We start from the raw sequence: 16,871 nt of genomic DNA, 5'->3' as shown, positions 1-16,871 counted from the left end.
GCGATTTCATGACAGGTTTTCCGAGCGGGGTCGGATGTGACTATTCAGGCTCTGCCGTATAGAGGCCAAGCTCATGCCTGCGCTGGTGGAACCGCGCAACCCGATCGACGATCTCATCACTGGAAACGGCGATCACGAAAGACAAAAGCGTCTCAAGCAAAGCAATGGTCGAGACGGACGAGGGGAAGAATTGCGGCGTGTCGGCGGACAGAACAAACCCGTGTTGTGCGTTCAGGATCACCGGGCTGGCCGGGCTGTCCGAGATGCCAACGACCGTCATACCCTGCTGGCGCGCCAGCTTGATCGCCTCGATCACTTCGGTCCGATAGGGGTGGCAGGTGATCGCAATCAGGACGTCCTGTTCATCCGCCCAGGCCAGATCGTCCACCGGGGTCGAGCCGGAACGGGGGATGGCGTGAAACTGCTTCATGCCGGTCGAGGCGAGATAGGTGAAGTTGCGGGCGTTCGAGTTGTTCACCCCGACGCCCAGCGTGAAGATCTGGCGACAGTTCCAGATATCCTCGGCGGCGGCCTGCAGTTGTTTGGCGTCGATTCTGGCAAAGGTCTCTTCGATATTGCGGATCGCTGCGCCGATCATGTCGGCATAAAGCCCGCCCAGCTCGCCGGACTTGCCGATATCCTGAAGCCACCGGGCGCGGTCAGGGAATGAGACTGATCCCTGCCGGATCGCCTGCCGGAACGGGGCGCGAAAATCCTCATACCCCTCAAAGCCGACTTGTCGGGCCATGCGGACAAAGGTGTTCGGTTTGACATTCGCGGCTTCGGCAATTTCGCGCACGGTCGAGACGCCGACATCGGTGGGGTTTTCCAACACATAGCGCGCGGCCTTTTGGGCCTCGGGTGTCAGGGCCTCCCATTCCTCGGCCAGACGGTCAAGAACGATTGATGATACATTTGTGTCATTCATTGTTGACCGTGGTACACTTGTGAAATTAGCCTGTCGAGCAGATTCGCACACCGGCCGCACCAAGATGATCGAAAACGCCGGTATGTGGCCCCCGAAACACCTCTGCCGACCTGCGGCGCATTTGAGGAGACTAGTGGATGAGTTTGCCTGACACAATGAAGGCGATGGTGACCATGGGTCACGGCGGGTTGGAGCAGATGGTGCTGCAGGAAAACTGGCCTCGCCCGGAACCCGCTGCAGGTGAGGTGCTGATCAAGGTTGCCGCTTGCGGTTTGAACAACACGGATGTGAACACACGCTCGGGCTGGTATTCCAAGACTGTTACAGATGCGACGACAGGCGGCGCGTTTGAAGAGGTGGGTGAAGATGACCCCACATGGGGCGGTGCGCCGATCACTTTCCCGCGCATTCAGGGTGCTGATGTCTGCGGTGAAATTGTTGCCGTCGGTGCAGGCGTGGATGCAGCGCGGATTGGCCAAAGGGTGATCACCGATGGCTGGCTGCGCGATCCGGATGATCCCGGCAATATGGACAAAACAGGCTACTATGGGTCCGAACGGGATGGCGGCTTTGCCGAATACGCAACGACGCTAGCTGTCAACGCGGTGCCGATCACATCGAACTTGTCGGATGCCGAGCTTGCGACCTTTTCCTGTTCCTATTCTACGGCCGAGGGCATGTTGTCCCGGGCAAATGTTACAGACAAAGACACGGTTCTGGTGCCGGGAGCCTCTGGTGGTGTTGGTGGCGCACTTGTGCAACTGGCCAAGCGCCGTGGCGCGCGGGTGATTGCGTTGGCGTCCGAGGCTAAACACGCCGATGTTGCAGCTTTGGGGCCAGACATGATTCTTCCGCGCGCGCCGGAAAACCTGCGTGCTGCGCTGGGCGATGAGCAGATCACTGTGGTGGCCGACGTGGTCGGTGGTCCCTATTGGGCGAAGTTGATCGACATTCTGGAGCGGGGCGGGCGTTATACCTGTTCAGGTGCCATCGCTGGCCCGATGGTCGAGCTTGATTTGCGCACGTTCTATCTGCGCGATCTGACCTTCACTGGCTCAACTGTGATTGACCCGCAGGTCATGCAAAACCTTGTGACATATATCGAAGCGGGTGAGATCAAACCGGCGCTGGCGGCCACCTATCCGCTTGAGGAACTGCGCGAGGCGCAAGCCGCCTTCATCGCCAAGCATCACACCGGCAATATCGTGGTGATCCCATGACTTTGGGTGATGTGCTGCGGGCCGCGCATTTGGTGCATCAAACGCACCATGATCTGTCCGCCTTTGGCGAATGGCCGACTGACCTGTCGGCGTCGGAACTGGAACCGAACCATATCCCTGCTGCGGATCAGGTGCGCGAGTTGACCCTCTCGGGCAGTGCTGAGACGCGGGCCTTGGTCGAGGCGATCAAGGCGACCGCGCATTTGGCCCAGTGGAAACACACCTACACGATGGAGGAGGTCGGTGCCGAGTTCCTCAGCCGCTATGGCTACTACGAATTGTTCGGCCCGACCGGTCATTTTCATTCAACCCAGCTGCGCGGCTATGTCGGCTATTGGGGGCCGGGTTTGGCCTATGACTGGCACAGCCATCAGGCCGAGGAGCTTTACCTGACGCTGGCCGGGGGTGCTCTGTTCAAGGTCGATGGGGAGGAGGCGTTTGTCGGTCAAGGTCAGACACGCAGTCACGAAAGTTGGCAAAGTCATGCGATGATCACAACGGATCAGCCGATCCTGACTTTTGTGCTTTGGCGCGGCGAAGGGATGGGGGATCTGCCCAGAATGGACGCAGCATGAAGATCACCCGGATCCGCGTGTTTCAGACCGGGCTGCCCTATGTTGGCGGCGCGTATGTCTGGGGCGCGGGGAACGCCATCGAAACGGCCACCGCCTCGGTCGTGGTCATCGACACGGATGCAGGCTTGCAAGGCTGTGGTGAGTTCACACCCTGTGGCGAGAACTACATGGTCGCGCATTCCGAAGGCGTCGTCGCGCTGGCGCGGCTGGTCGCGCCGCACTTAATGGGGGAAGACCCGCGTCAGGTTGGCCGGATCGAGCAATTGATGGATCGTCTGGTGCAGGGTCATGGCTACGCGAAGGCTCCGTTCGATGCGGCCTGCTGGGATATCCTGGGCCAGGCCTGTGATCAGCCGGTCTGGATGCTGCTGGGTGGAAAGCTGACCGATGGCGCGCCCATGTACCGGGTCGCGCCGCAAAAGGCGGTAGATGAGACGGTGGCCGAGATGAATGCCTATCGCGATCAGGGCTACCGGCAATTTCAGATCAAGGTCGGAGGAGATTGGGCCACCGATATAGACCGGATCCGCGCCACGGTTCCTTTGCTGCAGCCGGGCGAAAAGGCGATGGCGGATGCCAATCAGGGCTGGCGGGTCGATAATGCGATCCGGGTGGCACGGGCCACGCGAGATCTGGATTTCATCCTCGAACAGCCCTGCCGCACCTATGAAGAATGTCAGCAGGTCCGCCGTGTTGCCGAACAACCGATGAAGTTGGATGAATGCGTGACCGGTATCCACATGGCGCAACGGATTGTTGCCGATCGCGGGGCCGAGATCTGCTGTCTGAAAATCTCGAACCTTGGTGGGCTCAGCAAGGCGCGACGTGTGCGGGATTTTCTGGTGGAAAACCGTATCCCCGTGGTCAGCGAAGACACCTGGGGGGGTGAGATCACAAGCGCGGTTGTGGCGCATTTTGCGGCCTCGACCCCGCCCGAGTATCTTCAGAACACGACCGATTTGATGAACTACAATACCCGGTCGACCGGAATTGGCGGCCCCATTTCGCGGGATGGCAAGCTCTATACCTCGGACACGCCCGGATTGGGGGTCGTGCCCGATTTCGAAAGCCTCGGCACGCCAGTAGAGGAGTTCCGCCTGTGAGAGACCAAGCCAAAGCAACCCTGATGATCGACGACGCGCGCGTACGGGTGACACGGTTTGACTTTGCCCCGGGTGCCGAAACCGGCTGGCACCGCCATGCGATGGACTATGTGATCACCGCCGTCACCGATTGCCACATGCGTTTGGAATTGCCCGATGGAACTGTCAATGAAGTGACAGTGCCTGCGGGAACATCCTACCGCCGGGATCAAGGGGTCGAACACAATGTGATAAACGCGGGGGACCACCTCATGTCCTTTGTCGAAGTGGAACTGAAATGAAGATCACGCGACTAACGGTTTTTCAGGTCGACCTGCCGCTGGAGCATCCCTACTGGCTGTCCGGTGGGCGGCTGAAGTTCGAAAACCTCGACGCAACGATTGTGAAGGTTGAAACCGATGCGGGCCTGACGGGATGGGGCGAAGGCACCCCTTGGGGGCATACGTATGTTCCCGCACACGGGCCGGGCATCCGGGCCGGGATCGAAACCATCGCTCCGTTCATTCTGGGTCTTGATCCCCGCAAGGTGCTGGAGGTCGAGCGCGCGATGGACCTCGCGCTGCCCGGTCACCTCTATGCCAAAAGCCCGATTGATATGGCGTGTTGGGATATCGCCGGTCAGGCAGCGGGCCTGCCCATCGCCGATCTGATGGGCGGAGGGTCCCGAACGCCGCGCCCGATTGCCTCGTCCGTCGGGGCAAAGACCGTTGAAGAAACCCGCGAAGTCATCGAACGCTATCGCAGCCGGGGATACATCGCGCATTCGGTCAAGATCGGTGGTGATGTGGAACGCGACATCGCCCGTGTTCGGGATGTGGAAAGCCTCCGCCGACCGGGTGAGATTGTCCTCTATGACGTCAATCGATGTTGGACCCGGCAACAGGCCCTGCGCGTGATGAGCGCCTGTGAGGACCTGAACGTGATGTTCGAACAGCCGGGCGAGACGCTGGACGACATCGCAGCGATATCGGCGAAACATGCCTCGCCTGTTTCGGTAGACGAATCGCTTGTCACATTGCAGGACGCCGCCCGGATCGCGCGGGATGGCCTGGCCGAGATTTTTGGGATCAAGCTGAACCGGGTCGGTGGGCTGACCAAGGCTGCGCGGATGCGAGATATTGCGCTGGCTCATGGGATCGACATGTTCGTCATGGCGACTGGAGGGTCCGTGTTGGCAGATACCGAGGCGCTGCATCTGGCCGCCACCATCCCCGATGACAATTGCCACGCCGTCTGGGCCTGTCAGGACATGATCACCGTCGACATCGCAGGCGGACGCGGCCCGCGCAACGAGGACGGCCATTTGCATCTGCCCGACACGCCCGGCCTTGGTGTGCAACCCGACGAAGACGCGCTGGGCGCCCCGGTGGCCGTTTACAGACCCTGATTTTTTTGACGATGGAGATCGCGTGATATGCTCAAGATCAACACTCAATCCGAATGGATCGACCGCGCAAAGGCGGCTCTGCCGGCGGGTGGGTTCGGCAATTTCGACCCCGGCATCATGATCTCACGCGGCGAAGGCAGCCGCGTCTGGGATGAGGATGGGAACGAATATATCGACTACCTTATCGGTTCGGGCCCGATGCTTTTGGGTCATGGCCACCCCGAAGTGCTCGAGGCTGTTTTGGAGCAACTGCCCAATGGCATGACCTTTTTTGCAAATAACAGCAAAGGCGTCGAACTGGCTGAGGCGATCATCGACGCCGTGCCCTGCTGTGAACAGGTACGCTTTGTCGCCTCGGGTGGTGAGGCAGATATGTACGCGATTCGTCTGGCCCGCGCCTATACCGGGCGGGACAAGATCCTGAAATTCGAAGGCGGTTATCACGGCATGAGCGCCGAAGCGCAAATGAGCCTCGCCCCCAGCCGCGAGGTGAACTTCCCGCAAGCCGTGCCGGACAGTGCCGGTATCCCTTCAGGCGTCGCAGACCAGATGCTGATCGCGCCTTTCAATGACCTTGAGGCCGTTGAGACTCTGTTGAATGAACATGACGATATCGCTGCGATCATGGCAGAGCCTTTGCAGCGAATCATTCCCCCGCTGCCGGGATATCTGCAGGGTCTGCGCGCGCTGTGTGACAAATACAATGTGCTGCTGATCTTTGATGAGATCGTCACCGGATTCCGTCTGGCCTATGGCGGGGCGCAGGAACGGTATGGTGTGACGCCCGATATCTGCACGCTGGGTAAAATCACCGGCGGCGGTTTCCCTCTGGCCGCACTGGGCGCAAGCGCCGAGATCATGAAGCATTTCGATAAATCGCAAGTGGGTGAGGCCGGATGGCTGATGCAACTGGGCACTCTGTCAGGTAACCCAGTGGCCTCGGTCGCCGGGTTGAAAACGATGGAGATTCTGCGGCGCGAGGGGGCATATGACCAGTTGCGCGCAACCGGCGCGGCCTTGCAGCAGATGCAGGCGGATGAGCTGACCAAAGCGGGCATTCCCCATCAAATCTGCGGCGATGAAACGCTGTTTGATATCTATTTCACAGAAAACCCATGCCGCGACTATCGCAGCGCGAAACACGACGATCCCAAACGGAACGCGCGCTACAATGATGTCCTGCGCGAGAACGGGATATTCAAATCTCCGGGCAAACTCTATCCGTCTCTGGCGGTGACCGAGGCCGATCTGGAACAAACGCGCGAAGCTGTGAAACAAGCGGTTGCGGCTCTGTGCTGACAAAAAAGGGCTGATCAAAAGAAAACGGGCCGCTGTCAAAGTTGACAGCGGCCCTTCTACCTATTGCAGTCCGGGCGTAGCCTCGCCCCCTCGAATACTTATTAAAACACCAACAATCTGAAAACTTTCGATACTTTCGAGGCTGTCCAGTCTTGCAACCGGTATGTCCTATTAATGCCTGATTTTTCGGAACGCTACAGTGAACAAGTTCACTTTGGTTAAAATTAATCAGATTTTTTCCAATCGAAGAAACCGGGGCCTGCCTGGTGCAGCAGTTTATCGGCCATTGCCCGGCCCATTTCAGCGGCGTCTTCGATAGCGCCTGTTGCGTTTTCCGCGATGGCCTCGGACCCGTCGGGGCGCAGAACTTCGCCCCTTAGCCGCATCTGGCCGCTTTCGATTTCGCAAAGCCCGGCTATGGGGGTCTCGCAAGATCCGTCCAGCCCGGCCAGCAGCGCACGTTCTGCCGCCAGACGTTTATCGGTTTCAGCGTGATGAAGCGCCTCAAGCAGTTCGGCGGCCCGGTGGTCTGTTTCGCGACGCTCAATACCGATTGCGCCTTGTGCGATGGCTGGCAACATGTCGTCGGTTGAAATGGCGGTGGCGGGGGCGTCCTCCATCCCCAATCTGCGGATGCCGGCCATGGCCAGAAAGGTGCAATCAGCCACGCCGTCCGCCAGTTTCTTCAGGCGGGTCTGAACGTTGCCGCGAAATTCGACCACAGTCAGGTCGGGACGGCGGTTCAGCAATTGCGCCCGACGCCGCAGGGACGACGTGCCGACAACGGCGCCTTCCGGCAGGTCGTGGATCGAGGTGAATTGCGGGGAAATGAACGCATCGCGCACATCCTCTCGCGGTAGAAACGTATCCAACACCAGCCCGGCGGGCTGTTCGACGGGCATATCCTTGGTGGAATGGACGGCGATGTCGATATCGCCGCGCAGCATCGCCTCTTCGATCTCTTTGGTGAAAAGGCCCTTGTTGCCGATCTCTTTCAACGGGCGATCCGCATCGATCATGGCGCGGTTGTCGCCGGTGGTTTTGATCACGACGATCTCAAAGGCCTCATCGCTCAGCCCGAACGCATCGCGCAGCCTCTGACGGGTCTCATAGGCTTGTGCCAAAGCCAGCGGAGAGCCTCGGGTACCAATTTTCAGCGGCGATGCGGGGGTGGGCAGAGTCAGTGTCATGGGCACAGCTTTAGTCGCGTCACATTGCCCTGACAATGGGGGCAGTGCTTGACAAATTGCCACTGAGCGTCGACCCGTGGGCGAAACGCAAGATTGAGGGCGATGATGGCTGAGACGAAGACATTGCTGCGGGCACTGGCCGGAGAGGTTCAGGAGATTCCGCCGATCTGGATGATGCGTCAGGCCGGGCGGTATCTGCCGGAATACCGTGCCACCCGCGCGAAGGCCGGGGATTTCCTGTCGCTGTGCTATAATCCCGAACTGGCGGCCGAGGTCACGTTGCAGCCCATCCGCCGTTATGGGTTTGACGCCGCGATCCTGTTTGCCGACATCCTTCTGGTTCCCCAGGCGCTGGGGGCGGATTTGTGGTTTGTCACAGGCGAAGGCCCGCGCCTTTCGACGATCACGCAGCAATCCGACTTTGACGTGTTGAAGCCGGTTGAGGACATTCACGAGACCCTGTCCCCGGTCTATGAAACGGTGCGCATTCTGTCGAAGGAACTGCCATCCGAGACGACGTTGATCGGATTCGCAGGCGCGCCGTGGACTGTCGCGACCTATATGATCGCAGGGCGTGGTACGCCTGATCAGGGTCCTGCGCATGCGCTGCGCGAGGGGAACAATGCCCTTTTCGAGGCTCTGTTGGAGCGGATCACACTGGCGACGATCGAGTATCTGTCGGCTCAGATCGAAGCCGGGGCCGAGGTGGTCAAGATCTTCGACAGCTGGGCCGGGTCTTTGAAAGGCGACGCATTCCAGAAATACGCGGTTGAGCCATGCCGCGTGATCACGCAGGCCATAAAGGCACGCCATCCCGGTGTTCCGGTCATCGGTTTCCCGCGCGAGGCGGGCGAGGGCTATGTCGGGTTTGCCAAGGCAACTGGTGTGGATTGTGTCGCGCTGGACAACTCGGTCGCGCCGGATTGGGCGGCGGCGCATGTGCAGGTTGATGGCTGTGTGCAAGGGAATTTGGCCTCGTCCCATATGGTCACCGGCGGTCAGGCGCTGGTGGATGAGACGCGGCAAATTGTTGAGGCGTTTTCCAAGGGACCGCATATCTTCAACCTTGGACATGGGATTACGCCGGATGCGGATCCTGAGAACGTGCAGTTGATGATCGACACGGTGCGCGGGCGGTAAAAGGAAGGGGGCCAGCCCCCTTCTTGGCCTTTGGCCAATTCATCCCCCGAGATATTTTTAGCCAGATGAAGAGGCGGATTGGTTCTGGTCGGAGAGTTCGTCCAGAATGTCTTGGGTGTGTTCGCCTCGGGCCGGGCTGGGTTTGGCGCTCCAGTGCGTGGTCGAGAAACGGGGCGCGGCGGCGGCTTGCAACGTGCCATCCACGATTTGCCAGGTTTGGCGGGTGGTGTTCATGGGGTGGTTTTGCGCCTCGACCGGGTCAAGGACCGGGGCGACGCAGGCATTGGTTTCGTGAAACAGCGCCGCCCAGTGGTCTCGGGGTTTGGTCAGGAACAGGGCCTCCAGTCGCTTGGTTTGGTCGGGCCAGAGCGTGGGGTTGAATTGCTGCTGCAAGTCGGGGTTTTGTGACAGGTTCAGAATGTTCAGGAATTCGGCATAGAATTTTGGCTCTAGGCATTGGACCGTGACAAAGCCGTCATCGGCGCAGCGGTAGGTGCGGCTCCAGTGTGGACCGTCAAGCAGGCTTTGGCCGCGCGTTTCTGACAGGTTGCCGGTTTGACGCATGCTCATCAGCAGGTTCATCATATGCGCCGAACCATCGTAGATGGCCGCATCGACGACGGTACCCTGACCAGTGCGCTGGGCGTTGAGCAAACCGGCAAGGAGGCCTGTGACCAGGTACATCGCGCCGCCGCCAATGTCGCCGACGAGGGTTGCAGGGGTTTGTGGGGGTGTTTCAGGTTGCGCCGCGTACCAAAGCGCGCCCGAAAGGGCGATGTAGTTCAGGTCATGCCCGGCGGTGTGTGACAAGGGGCTGTCCTGTCCCCAGCCGGTCATGCGGCCGTAGACCAGTTTTGGGTTCAGCGCATGGCAGATGTCAGGCCCCAGTCCCAGTTTCTCCATCACGCCGGGGCGGAAACCTTCGATCAGCGCGTCGGCGGTGGTGATGAGTTCCTTGGCGGTGTTCAAGTCGGTTGCATCCTTGAGATCAAGCGCAATGGACCGTTTGCCCCGGTCCAGCACCGAGCGTTCCGGCATGCCGGGTGTCACGCTACCGCCCTTGCGGTGGATGGTGATCACATCCGCGTCGAGATCAGCCAGCAACATGGCGGCGAAAGGGCCGGGGCCCAGGCCCTCGATCTCGATGATGCGTATTCCGTTCAGCATGGATCTCTCCGGTATGTGCAGCGTTCCCCGGACCCTACAGCAATTCTGCGCAGAGCTCTGTGCGAAATTGGCCTGTTCCACCGGGAGGCGAAACGATAGGGTCTCTGCCAGAACGGGGAAACAGGCATGACTACCATTTTGTCGATCAAGGATTTGCGCAAATCCTATGCGGACGGGTTTGAGGCGCTGAAAGGCGTGTCGCTGGACATCGAGGAAGGCGAAATCCTTGCTCTGCTCGGGCCGAACGGGGCGGGGAAGACAACGCTTATCTCGACCATTTGCGGGATCACCACGCCGACCTCGGGCAGTGTCTCGGTTGGTGGGCACGATATACAGGCCGAGTTCCGCGCCGCCCGCAAGATGATCGGGCTGGTGCCGCAGGAGATTGCGCTGGAGCCGTTCGAGAAGGTCTATAACACAGTCCGGTTTTCCCGCGGGCTGTTTGGGTATGGCAACGACAGCGCGCGGATCGAAGAGATCCTGCGCAAACTGTCGCTGTGGGATAAACGCAAGAACGCGATCAAGGAACTCTCCGGCGGCATGAAACGCCGGGTTCTGATCGCCAAGGCCCTGGCCCACGAGCCGCGCATTCTGTTTCTGGATGAGCCAACCGCCGGTGTCGATGTCGAGCTGCGCAAGGATATGTGGGAGATCGTCGCCGAGCTGAAGCAGGCGGGCGTCACCATCATTTTGACCACGCATTACATCGAAGAGGCCGAAGCCATCGCCGACCGTGTGGGCGTCATCGACAAGGGTGAACTGCTGCTGGTGCAGGACAAGGATACCCTGATGGCGCAGATGGGCAAGAAACAGATCGAGGTCATGCTGACCCAGCCGATCACCGCGATCCCGGACAGTTTGGCCGCGCATAATCTGGTTCTGAACGGAAATGGCGATGCGCTGATCTATACCTATGACACCAATGCGGACCGGACCGGGATCACAACATTGCTGAATGACGTGGCCCAATCGGGGCTAGTCCTGCGGGATGTGCAGACAAGGCAATCCAGTCTGGAAGAGATATTCGTCAATCTGGTATCGGGAGAGGCCGCATGAACTGGACCGCCATTGCCGCCATCTACCGGTTTGAGATGGCCCGGTTTTTTCGCACCTTGGCCCAGAGTTTTCTGTCGCCGGTCCTGTCGACCTCGCTGTACTTTGTGGTCTTCGGCACGGCCATCGGCAGCCGGATTCAAGAGGTTGAGGGCGTCTCATACGGGGCATTCATCGTGCCCGGGCTGATCATGTTGTCGGTGGTCATGCTGGCGATCTCGAACGCGTCGTTCGGGATCTATTTTCCAAAGTTTCTGGGCACGATCTATGAATTGCTGTCGGCCCCGGTCAATTTCATCGAAATTGTCATAGGCTATGTGGGTGCGGCGGCGACCAAGGCGCTATTCGTCGGTCTGGTGATTCTTGCGACCGCGACATTCTTCGTCGACATCCGGATCGAGCATCCACTGGCGATGGCCGCGTTTCTGGTGCTGTCCTGCCTCAGCTTCTCGCTTCTGGGGTTCATAATCGGAATTTGGGCCAGCAATTTCGAACAGATGTCGCTGGTGCCGCAGCTGATTGTGACGCCGCTGATCTTTCTGGGCGGCACATTCTATTCGATTTCGATGCTGCCGCCGTTGTGGCAGACGATCACCTTGTTCAACCCTGTAGTCTACCTGATTTCGGGCTTCCGCTGGTCGTTCTATGGGCTGGCTGATGTTCCGATTGTGTTCAGCCTTTTGGCCATCGTGGCCTTCACCGGACTGTGTCTTGCGATCATCTGGTGGATCTTCAAAACCGGCTGGCGCATCCGCAGCTAAAACGCAAAACGCGTCAAGGCGTTGCATTTTTGCCCATCGGTGTAAGGAAATTGTCTAACGCCGCGTTTTGCGTTCTGCGAGTCCCTTGTTTAGCCGTTGGGGGCACTCTACATCGGCACCCATGAAGCTCAGCCTGCCATTTGTCAAAAAACCGCCCGTTGTGGCCATCGTTCGCCTGTCCGGTGCTATCGGCATGGCCGGGCGCGGCGCGTTGAACGATACCGCGCTGGCGCCAGTGCTGGAAAAGGCCTTTCGCAAGGGCAAGCCCGTGGCCGTCGCGCTTGAGGTCAACTCGCCCGGCGGGTCGCCTGTGCAAAGCTCTCTGATCGGCGCGCGTATCCGGCGGTTATCTGATGAGCTTGAGATACCGGTCGTGGCCTTTGTCGAGGACGTTGCGGCCTCGGGCGGGTATTGGCTGGCGGCGGCAGCGGACGAGATCTGGGCCGATGACAGCTCGGTCCTTGGGTCGATCGGTGTGATCTCGGCCGGGTTCGGGGCGCATGAGTTCCTGGCAAAACAGGGTTTTGAGCGGCGCGTTCACACGGCCGGGAAATCGAAATCCATGCTCGACCCGTTCCGCCCGGAAAAAGAAGAGGATGTCGCGCGGCTGGAAGGCCTGCTGGAGGACATCCACGAGAATTTCATCACCCATGTCAAAGCCCGTCGCGGCGACAAACTGGATGCGGATGCCGATCTGTTCACAGGTGAGGTCTGGCTGGCGCGGCGCGCGCAGGAGCTGGGCCTGATCGAAGGCGTCGCCCATCTGAAACCCAAGATGCAGGAGCGGTTCGGCGACAAGGTGAAGTTCCGCCGTTACGGCGTGCGCAAACCACTTTGGTCACGTTTCGGGGCCGCGCTGGCGCAGGACGCCGTAGCGGGGCTAGAGGAGCGGGCGGCCTTCGCGCGTTTCGGTCTGTAGCGTGATCATCAAGATCGTCACTCTGTTTCTGGTCGCCATGGGTGTTTTGGCGATGTTCGGCAAGCTGCGCTTTCCGGGGCAAAACCGCCTTAGTTCTGCCAAATGCCCGCGCTGCGGTCGGTTCAGAATCGGCAAGGGCCCTTGCGCCTGTGAAAAAGGAGGCCGGACATGACGGCATGGCTGCTCTCCGGCCTTGGGTTGGTGATCTTGCTGCTGGCGGGTGATGCGCTGGTGCGCGGTGCGGTGAACCTGAGCCTTCGACTGGGTGTGCCCGCGCTGATCATCAGCCTGACCATCGTCGCATTTGGTACGTCTGCGCCCGAGTTGCTGATTGCGATCAGCGCGATTGACGAAGGTGCCCCCGGCCTTGCGCTGGGCAATGTAGTAGGCTCCAACACGGCGAATATCCTTCTGGTGCTGGGCCTGCCTGCCTTGTTTGCGACGCTACACACCAGCGAATGCGACAGCCGCAGGAACTATGTCTTCATGCTGTTGGCGAGTGTCCTGTTCATCGGGCTGGCTTTCTGTGGCGTGTTCAATCTGATCAGCGGCGCCATATTGCTTACCGCCCTCGGACTGGTCCTGTGGAACGCCTTTCGCGAAGCCAAGGCGCATCGCAAGGCCTGCGCAGATGCGGCAGGGGCATGCGATGATGATGAGGAGCTGGACGGCCTGGAAGAGGCTGATCCGAACATGCCCTATTGGAAGATCTTGATCTACGTGATCCTAGGTCTGATCGGTCTGCCCATGGGCGCGCATCTGCTGGTCGAGAACGCCACCGAAATTGCCCTGATGTACGGGATCAGCGAAACGGTGATCGGTTTGACGCTTGTGGCACTCGGAACCTCTCTACCCGAACTGGCGACGACTGTCATGGCGGCGCTGCGGCGTCAGGCGGATGTGGCGTTGGGCAACGTGATCGGCTCGAACATGTTCAACCTGCTGGCCATCGTCGGCATTGCCACCTGGTTCGGCAACATCCCGGTCGATCCGGAATTCCTTGAATTCGACCTGTGGGTCATGCTGGGCGCATCGCTGCTGCTGATCCCGTTTGTGTTCTTCAAACAGGACATTTCGCGGATCTGGGGGCTGGCGTTGACGTTCCTTTATGCGCTTTATGTCACCACATTGCTGATGTGATCTGACGGAAAGAGGTACCCATGTCCCGCGCGCTAGTAACCGGAGCCGGAATCCGCTTGGGTCGGGCCATGGCCCTGTATCTGGCGGGGCGCGGGTACGATGTGGCCGTTCACTATGCGACCTCGGAACAGCCTGCGGCTGAGACAGTTGCCGAAGTACAGGCGCTGGGCCGCCAAGCTGAGGCGCTACAGGCCGATCTTCTGGATGAGGCGCAGGTGACCACCCTGCTGCCGCGCGCGGCCGAGGCTCTGGGCGGGCCGATCACCTGTCTGGTCAACAATGCATCGGTATTTGAGTATGACAACATTCATACGGCCACGCGCAAAAGCTGGGACCGGCACCTCGACAGCAACCTGCGCGCACCCTTCGTTCTGACTCAGGCCATGGCCGACCAAGGCTTGCAACCCGAGACGGATGCGCAGGGAGAGCCGCAGGCCGCTGGCCTGATCGTCAACATGGTTGATATGCGGGTGCGGAAACTGACGCCCGAATTCATGAGCTACACCATCGCCAAGATGGGCCTGTGGGCGCTGACGCGCACGGCTGCACAGGCGCTGACGCCCGCAATTCGCGTCAACGCTATCGGTCCGGGGCCCACTATGCAGGGCCATCGTCAGAGCGCGCAGCACTTCAAAGCGCAGCGCGCCAACACAGTGCTGGAGCGTGGGTCGAACCCGTCAGATATCACCGCCGCACTGGGCTATTTTCTGGACGCGCATGCCGTCACCGGGCAGCTTTTGTGTGTGGACGGCGGACAGCATCTTGGATGGCAGACGCCGGATGTGCTGGGTGTGGAATAGGTATTTCCGCCGCAAGTTTTGCACTGCTCCCTTTTTCGTTACTTGTTCGTTACAAAAACGTCTTATTTTTCATACACTTGCTAAGTGCACAAAAAAATAAACATATAAATCAATCACTTGAGTATATGCCTATTTTTTAGGCAAATTAACGAAGAGGCAAGGAAACAAGGAAAAATCCGCGTTCAAGGAAACTTATCTTCATAGTTATCCACAGAAGTCGTGGATTTGTTTTCTCTTGAATTGGGGCGCGCAAGATTGCAGCCATGATCAGGGAATCATATCTCAGGCCCATGACAACCCAAGACGAATCGACACCCGAGCTTCAGCCCACCGGCTATGCCTGTATTCAGCGCTATGTGAAAACGCTGGACAGCTCGCCCGGTGTGTATCGGATGTTGGATACGGACAGCCGGGTTCTGTATGTGGGCAAGGCGCGGAATCTAAAGGCGCGGGTGTCGAATTACACACGCCCCGGACATTCCGGGCGGATCGAGAAGATGATCGCCTCGACCGCGTCGATGATGTTCCTGACCACGAGGACCGAAACCGAGGCGCTGCTGCTGGAGCAGAACCTGATCAAGCAGCTCAAACCCAAGTACAACGTCCTGCTGCGCGACGACAAAAGTTTCCCGAACATTCTGGTCGCCAAGGATCATGCCTTTCCGCAGATCAAAAAGCATCGTGGCGCGAAGAAGGAAAAGGGTGCGTATTTTGGTCCCTTTGCCAATGCAGGTGCTGTGAATCGGACGCTGAACCAGCTGCAAAAAGCGTTCCTTCTGCGCAACTGTTCGGATTCCATGTTCGACAGTCGCACGCGCCCTTGTCTTCTCTATCAGATCAAGCGGTGTTCTGGGCCATGCGTTGGGCTGATTTCTGAGGATGACTACCGCGAAAGCGTCAAGGATGCCGAACGCTTCCTGTCGGGGCGTTCCACCAAGGTGCAGGAAGAGTTGGCCGAACAGATGATGGCCGCGTCTGAGGCGATGGAGTTCGAACGTGCCGCCAGTCTGCGGGATCGCATCCGGGCGCTGACGCAGGTGCAGACCAGCCAAGGCATCAACCCGCGCGGCGTCGCCGAGGCGGATGTGATCGGCCTTTATATGGATAGCGGGCAGGCCTGTGTGCAGGTGTTCTTTATCCGCGCGAACCAGAATTGGGGGAACAAGGATTTCTATCCTCGGGTCGGCGCAGATGTGTCCCCGGCTGAGGCCATGGAGGCGTTTCTTGGTCAGTTCTACGACAACAAGGAACCACCGCGTCAGCTGATCCTGTCGGACGGGATCGAAAACACTGACCTGATGGAGCAAGCTTTGGCCGAGAAAGCCGGACGCAAGGTGGAAATTCTCGTGCCCCAGCGCGGTGAGAAACAGGAACTGGTCGCAGGTGCCTTGCGCAACGCGCGTGAATCTCTGGCCCGCCGCATGTCGGAAAGTGCCACACAGGCTAAACTGCTGCGTGGTGTGGCCGAGGCATTTGATCTCGATACCCCGCCGGGTCGGATTGAGGTCTATGATAACTCGCACATTCAGGGCACCAATGCGGTCGGCGGTATGATCGTCGCTGGCCCCGAGGGGTTCATGAAAAACGCCTATCGCAAGTTCAACATCCGCGGTGATGACCTCACGCCCGGCGATGACTTTGGGATGATGAAAGAGGTTCTGACCCGCCGCTTCATTCGCCTGCAAAAGGAAGACCCGGATCGTGAAAAGGGCATGTGGCCCGACCTTCTGCTGATCGACGGCGGGGCCGGGCAGGTGAGTGCGGTGCATGAGATCATGGTTGAACACGGCGTCGAAGACATCCCGATGGTCGGCGTCGCCAAGGGCGTGGATCGCGACCACGGCAAAGAGGAATTCCACCGCATCGGCCAACGCGCTTTTGCCCTGAAACGCAACGACCCCGTTTTGTACTTCATTCAGCGCCTGAGGGATGAGGCGCACCGTTTTGCCATCGGTACCCATCGTGCAAAACGGGCCAAGGCCGTGGGCGCGACGCCCTTGGATGAAATTCCCGGTGTAGGGGCGGCGCGCAAACGCGCACTGTTAGCTCATTTCGGCAGTGCAAAGGCGGTCAGCCGGGCCAATCTGGCGGATCTGAAAGCGGTCGAGGGGATCTCGGCCGGGTTGGCGCAGAAGGTCTATGATTTCTTCCACGACAAGGGTTAAAGCGTTTTGCGTTTTACTTGAGGT

16 protein-coding genes are annotated in these 16,871 nt (G+C 59.4%); 13 read left to right on the top strand and 3 right to left on the bottom strand.

Translation table 11 applies throughout. The annotated features are described in order from the left end of the window. Positions 1 to 40 precede the first annotated feature (40 nt). A complete protein-coding gene (locus tag AC2FD8_RS17290) occupies positions 41 to 928 on the bottom strand; it encodes a MurR/RpiR family transcriptional regulator (RefSeq protein WP_496858175.1) in 888 nt (295 codons plus the stop codon). A gap of 137 nt (positions 929 to 1,065) precedes the next feature. On the opposite strand from AC2FD8_RS17290, the gene AC2FD8_RS17285 reads away from it, so the two are divergent. From AC2FD8_RS17285 to AC2FD8_RS17260, 6 genes are read left to right on the top strand one after another with little or no spacing between them, the layout of a single operon-like run. Then, positions 1,066 to 2,148, top strand: coding sequence for an alcohol dehydrogenase family protein (locus AC2FD8_RS17285; RefSeq protein WP_496858173.1), 1,083 nt, complete (start codon positions 1,066 to 1,068; stop codon positions 2,146 to 2,148). After that, positions 2,145 to 2,723, top strand: coding sequence for a dimethylsulfonioproprionate lyase family protein (locus AC2FD8_RS17280; protein WP_496858171.1), 579 nt, complete (start codon positions 2,145 to 2,147; stop codon positions 2,721 to 2,723). The genes AC2FD8_RS17285 and AC2FD8_RS17280 overlap by 4 nt, the downstream gene beginning before the upstream one ends. Next, positions 2,720 to 3,826, top strand: a complete 1,107-nt coding sequence (locus AC2FD8_RS17275) for a mandelate racemase/muconate lactonizing enzyme family protein (protein WP_496858169.1) — start codon at positions 2,720 to 2,722, stop codon at positions 3,824 to 3,826. The genes AC2FD8_RS17280 and AC2FD8_RS17275 overlap by 4 nt, the downstream gene beginning before the upstream one ends. Before the next feature lie 23 nt (positions 3,827 to 3,849). Continuing rightward, the gene (locus tag AC2FD8_RS17270; RefSeq protein ID WP_496858249.1) at positions 3,850 to 4,107 is read left to right on the top strand and encodes a cupin domain-containing protein; all 258 of its coding nucleotides are present in this window, start codon (positions 3,850 to 3,852) and stop codon (positions 4,105 to 4,107) included. Continuing rightward, complete coding sequence (locus tag AC2FD8_RS17265; RefSeq protein ID WP_496858167.1) at positions 4,104 to 5,213, top strand: mandelate racemase/muconate lactonizing enzyme family protein; 1,110 nt, start codon at positions 4,104 to 4,106, stop codon at positions 5,211 to 5,213. The genes AC2FD8_RS17270 and AC2FD8_RS17265 overlap by 4 nt, the downstream gene beginning before the upstream one ends. Positions 5,214 to 5,240: 27 nt before the next feature. After that, positions 5,241 to 6,512, top strand: coding sequence for an aspartate aminotransferase family protein (locus AC2FD8_RS17260; RefSeq protein WP_496858165.1), 1,272 nt, complete (start codon positions 5,241 to 5,243; stop codon positions 6,510 to 6,512). Between the two features lie 224 nt (positions 6,513 to 6,736). Here the strand turns inward: AC2FD8_RS17260 and hemC are convergent, their stop codons facing one another. Continuing rightward, on the bottom strand, positions 6,737 to 7,702 hold the full coding sequence (gene hemC / locus AC2FD8_RS17255; protein ID WP_496858163.1) for a hydroxymethylbilane synthase: 966 nt from the start codon (positions 7,700 to 7,702) through the stop codon (positions 6,737 to 6,739). Between the two features lie 105 nt (positions 7,703 to 7,807). On the opposite strand from hemC, the gene hemE reads away from it, so the two are divergent. Then, the gene (gene hemE / locus AC2FD8_RS17250; protein ID WP_496858162.1) at positions 7,808 to 8,842 is read left to right on the top strand and encodes a uroporphyrinogen decarboxylase; all 1,035 of its coding nucleotides are present in this window, start codon (positions 7,808 to 7,810) and stop codon (positions 8,840 to 8,842) included. A 57-nt stretch (positions 8,843 to 8,899) separates the two neighbouring features. Here the strand turns inward: hemE and AC2FD8_RS17245 are convergent, their stop codons facing one another. Then, on the bottom strand, positions 8,900 to 10,009 hold the full coding sequence (locus AC2FD8_RS17245) for a CaiB/BaiF CoA transferase family protein (RefSeq protein WP_496858160.1): 1,110 nt from the start codon (positions 10,007 to 10,009) through the stop codon (positions 8,900 to 8,902). A gap of 126 nt (positions 10,010 to 10,135) precedes the next feature. Between AC2FD8_RS17245 and AC2FD8_RS17240 the strand changes: the two genes are divergently transcribed. The 6 genes from AC2FD8_RS17240 to uvrC all read left to right on the top strand — a co-directional run bounded on the left by AC2FD8_RS17240 (position 10,136) and on the right by uvrC (position 16,847). Further along, entirely contained in the window at positions 10,136 to 11,065 is a 930-nt protein-coding gene (locus AC2FD8_RS17240; protein WP_496858158.1) for an ABC transporter ATP-binding protein, read from the top strand. After that, positions 11,062 to 11,823 carry an ABC transporter permease gene (locus AC2FD8_RS17235; RefSeq protein ID WP_496858157.1) on the top strand — a complete coding sequence of 254 codons (762 nt, stop codon included), beginning with the start codon at positions 11,062 to 11,064 and terminating at the stop codon, positions 11,821 to 11,823. The genes AC2FD8_RS17240 and AC2FD8_RS17235 overlap by 4 nt, the downstream gene beginning before the upstream one ends. A gap of 121 nt (positions 11,824 to 11,944) precedes the next feature. Next, entirely contained in the window at positions 11,945 to 12,742 is a 798-nt protein-coding gene (locus AC2FD8_RS17230) for a S49 family peptidase (RefSeq protein ID WP_496858155.1), read from the top strand. Positions 12,743 to 12,910: 168 nt separating this feature from the next. Further along, on the top strand, positions 12,911 to 13,882 hold the full coding sequence (locus AC2FD8_RS17225; RefSeq protein WP_496858153.1) for a calcium/sodium antiporter: 972 nt from the start codon (positions 12,911 to 12,913) through the stop codon (positions 13,880 to 13,882). 20 nt (positions 13,883 to 13,902) lie between these two features. Then, positions 13,903 to 14,682: an SDR family oxidoreductase gene (locus AC2FD8_RS17220; protein WP_496858151.1), complete on the top strand. Its 780-nt coding sequence runs from the start codon at positions 13,903 to 13,905 to the stop codon at positions 14,680 to 14,682. A gap of 290 nt (positions 14,683 to 14,972) precedes the next feature. Beyond that, entirely contained in the window at positions 14,973 to 16,847 is a 1,875-nt protein-coding gene (gene uvrC / locus AC2FD8_RS17215) for an excinuclease ABC subunit UvrC (RefSeq protein WP_496858150.1), read from the top strand. Positions 16,848 to 16,871: the final 24 nt, after the last annotated feature.

Source organism: Ruegeria sp. YTSC192, assembly GCF_059609705.1.
Note: the sequence above shows the minus strand (reverse complement) of the source record. Positions and strands in the feature narration are given on the sequence as shown.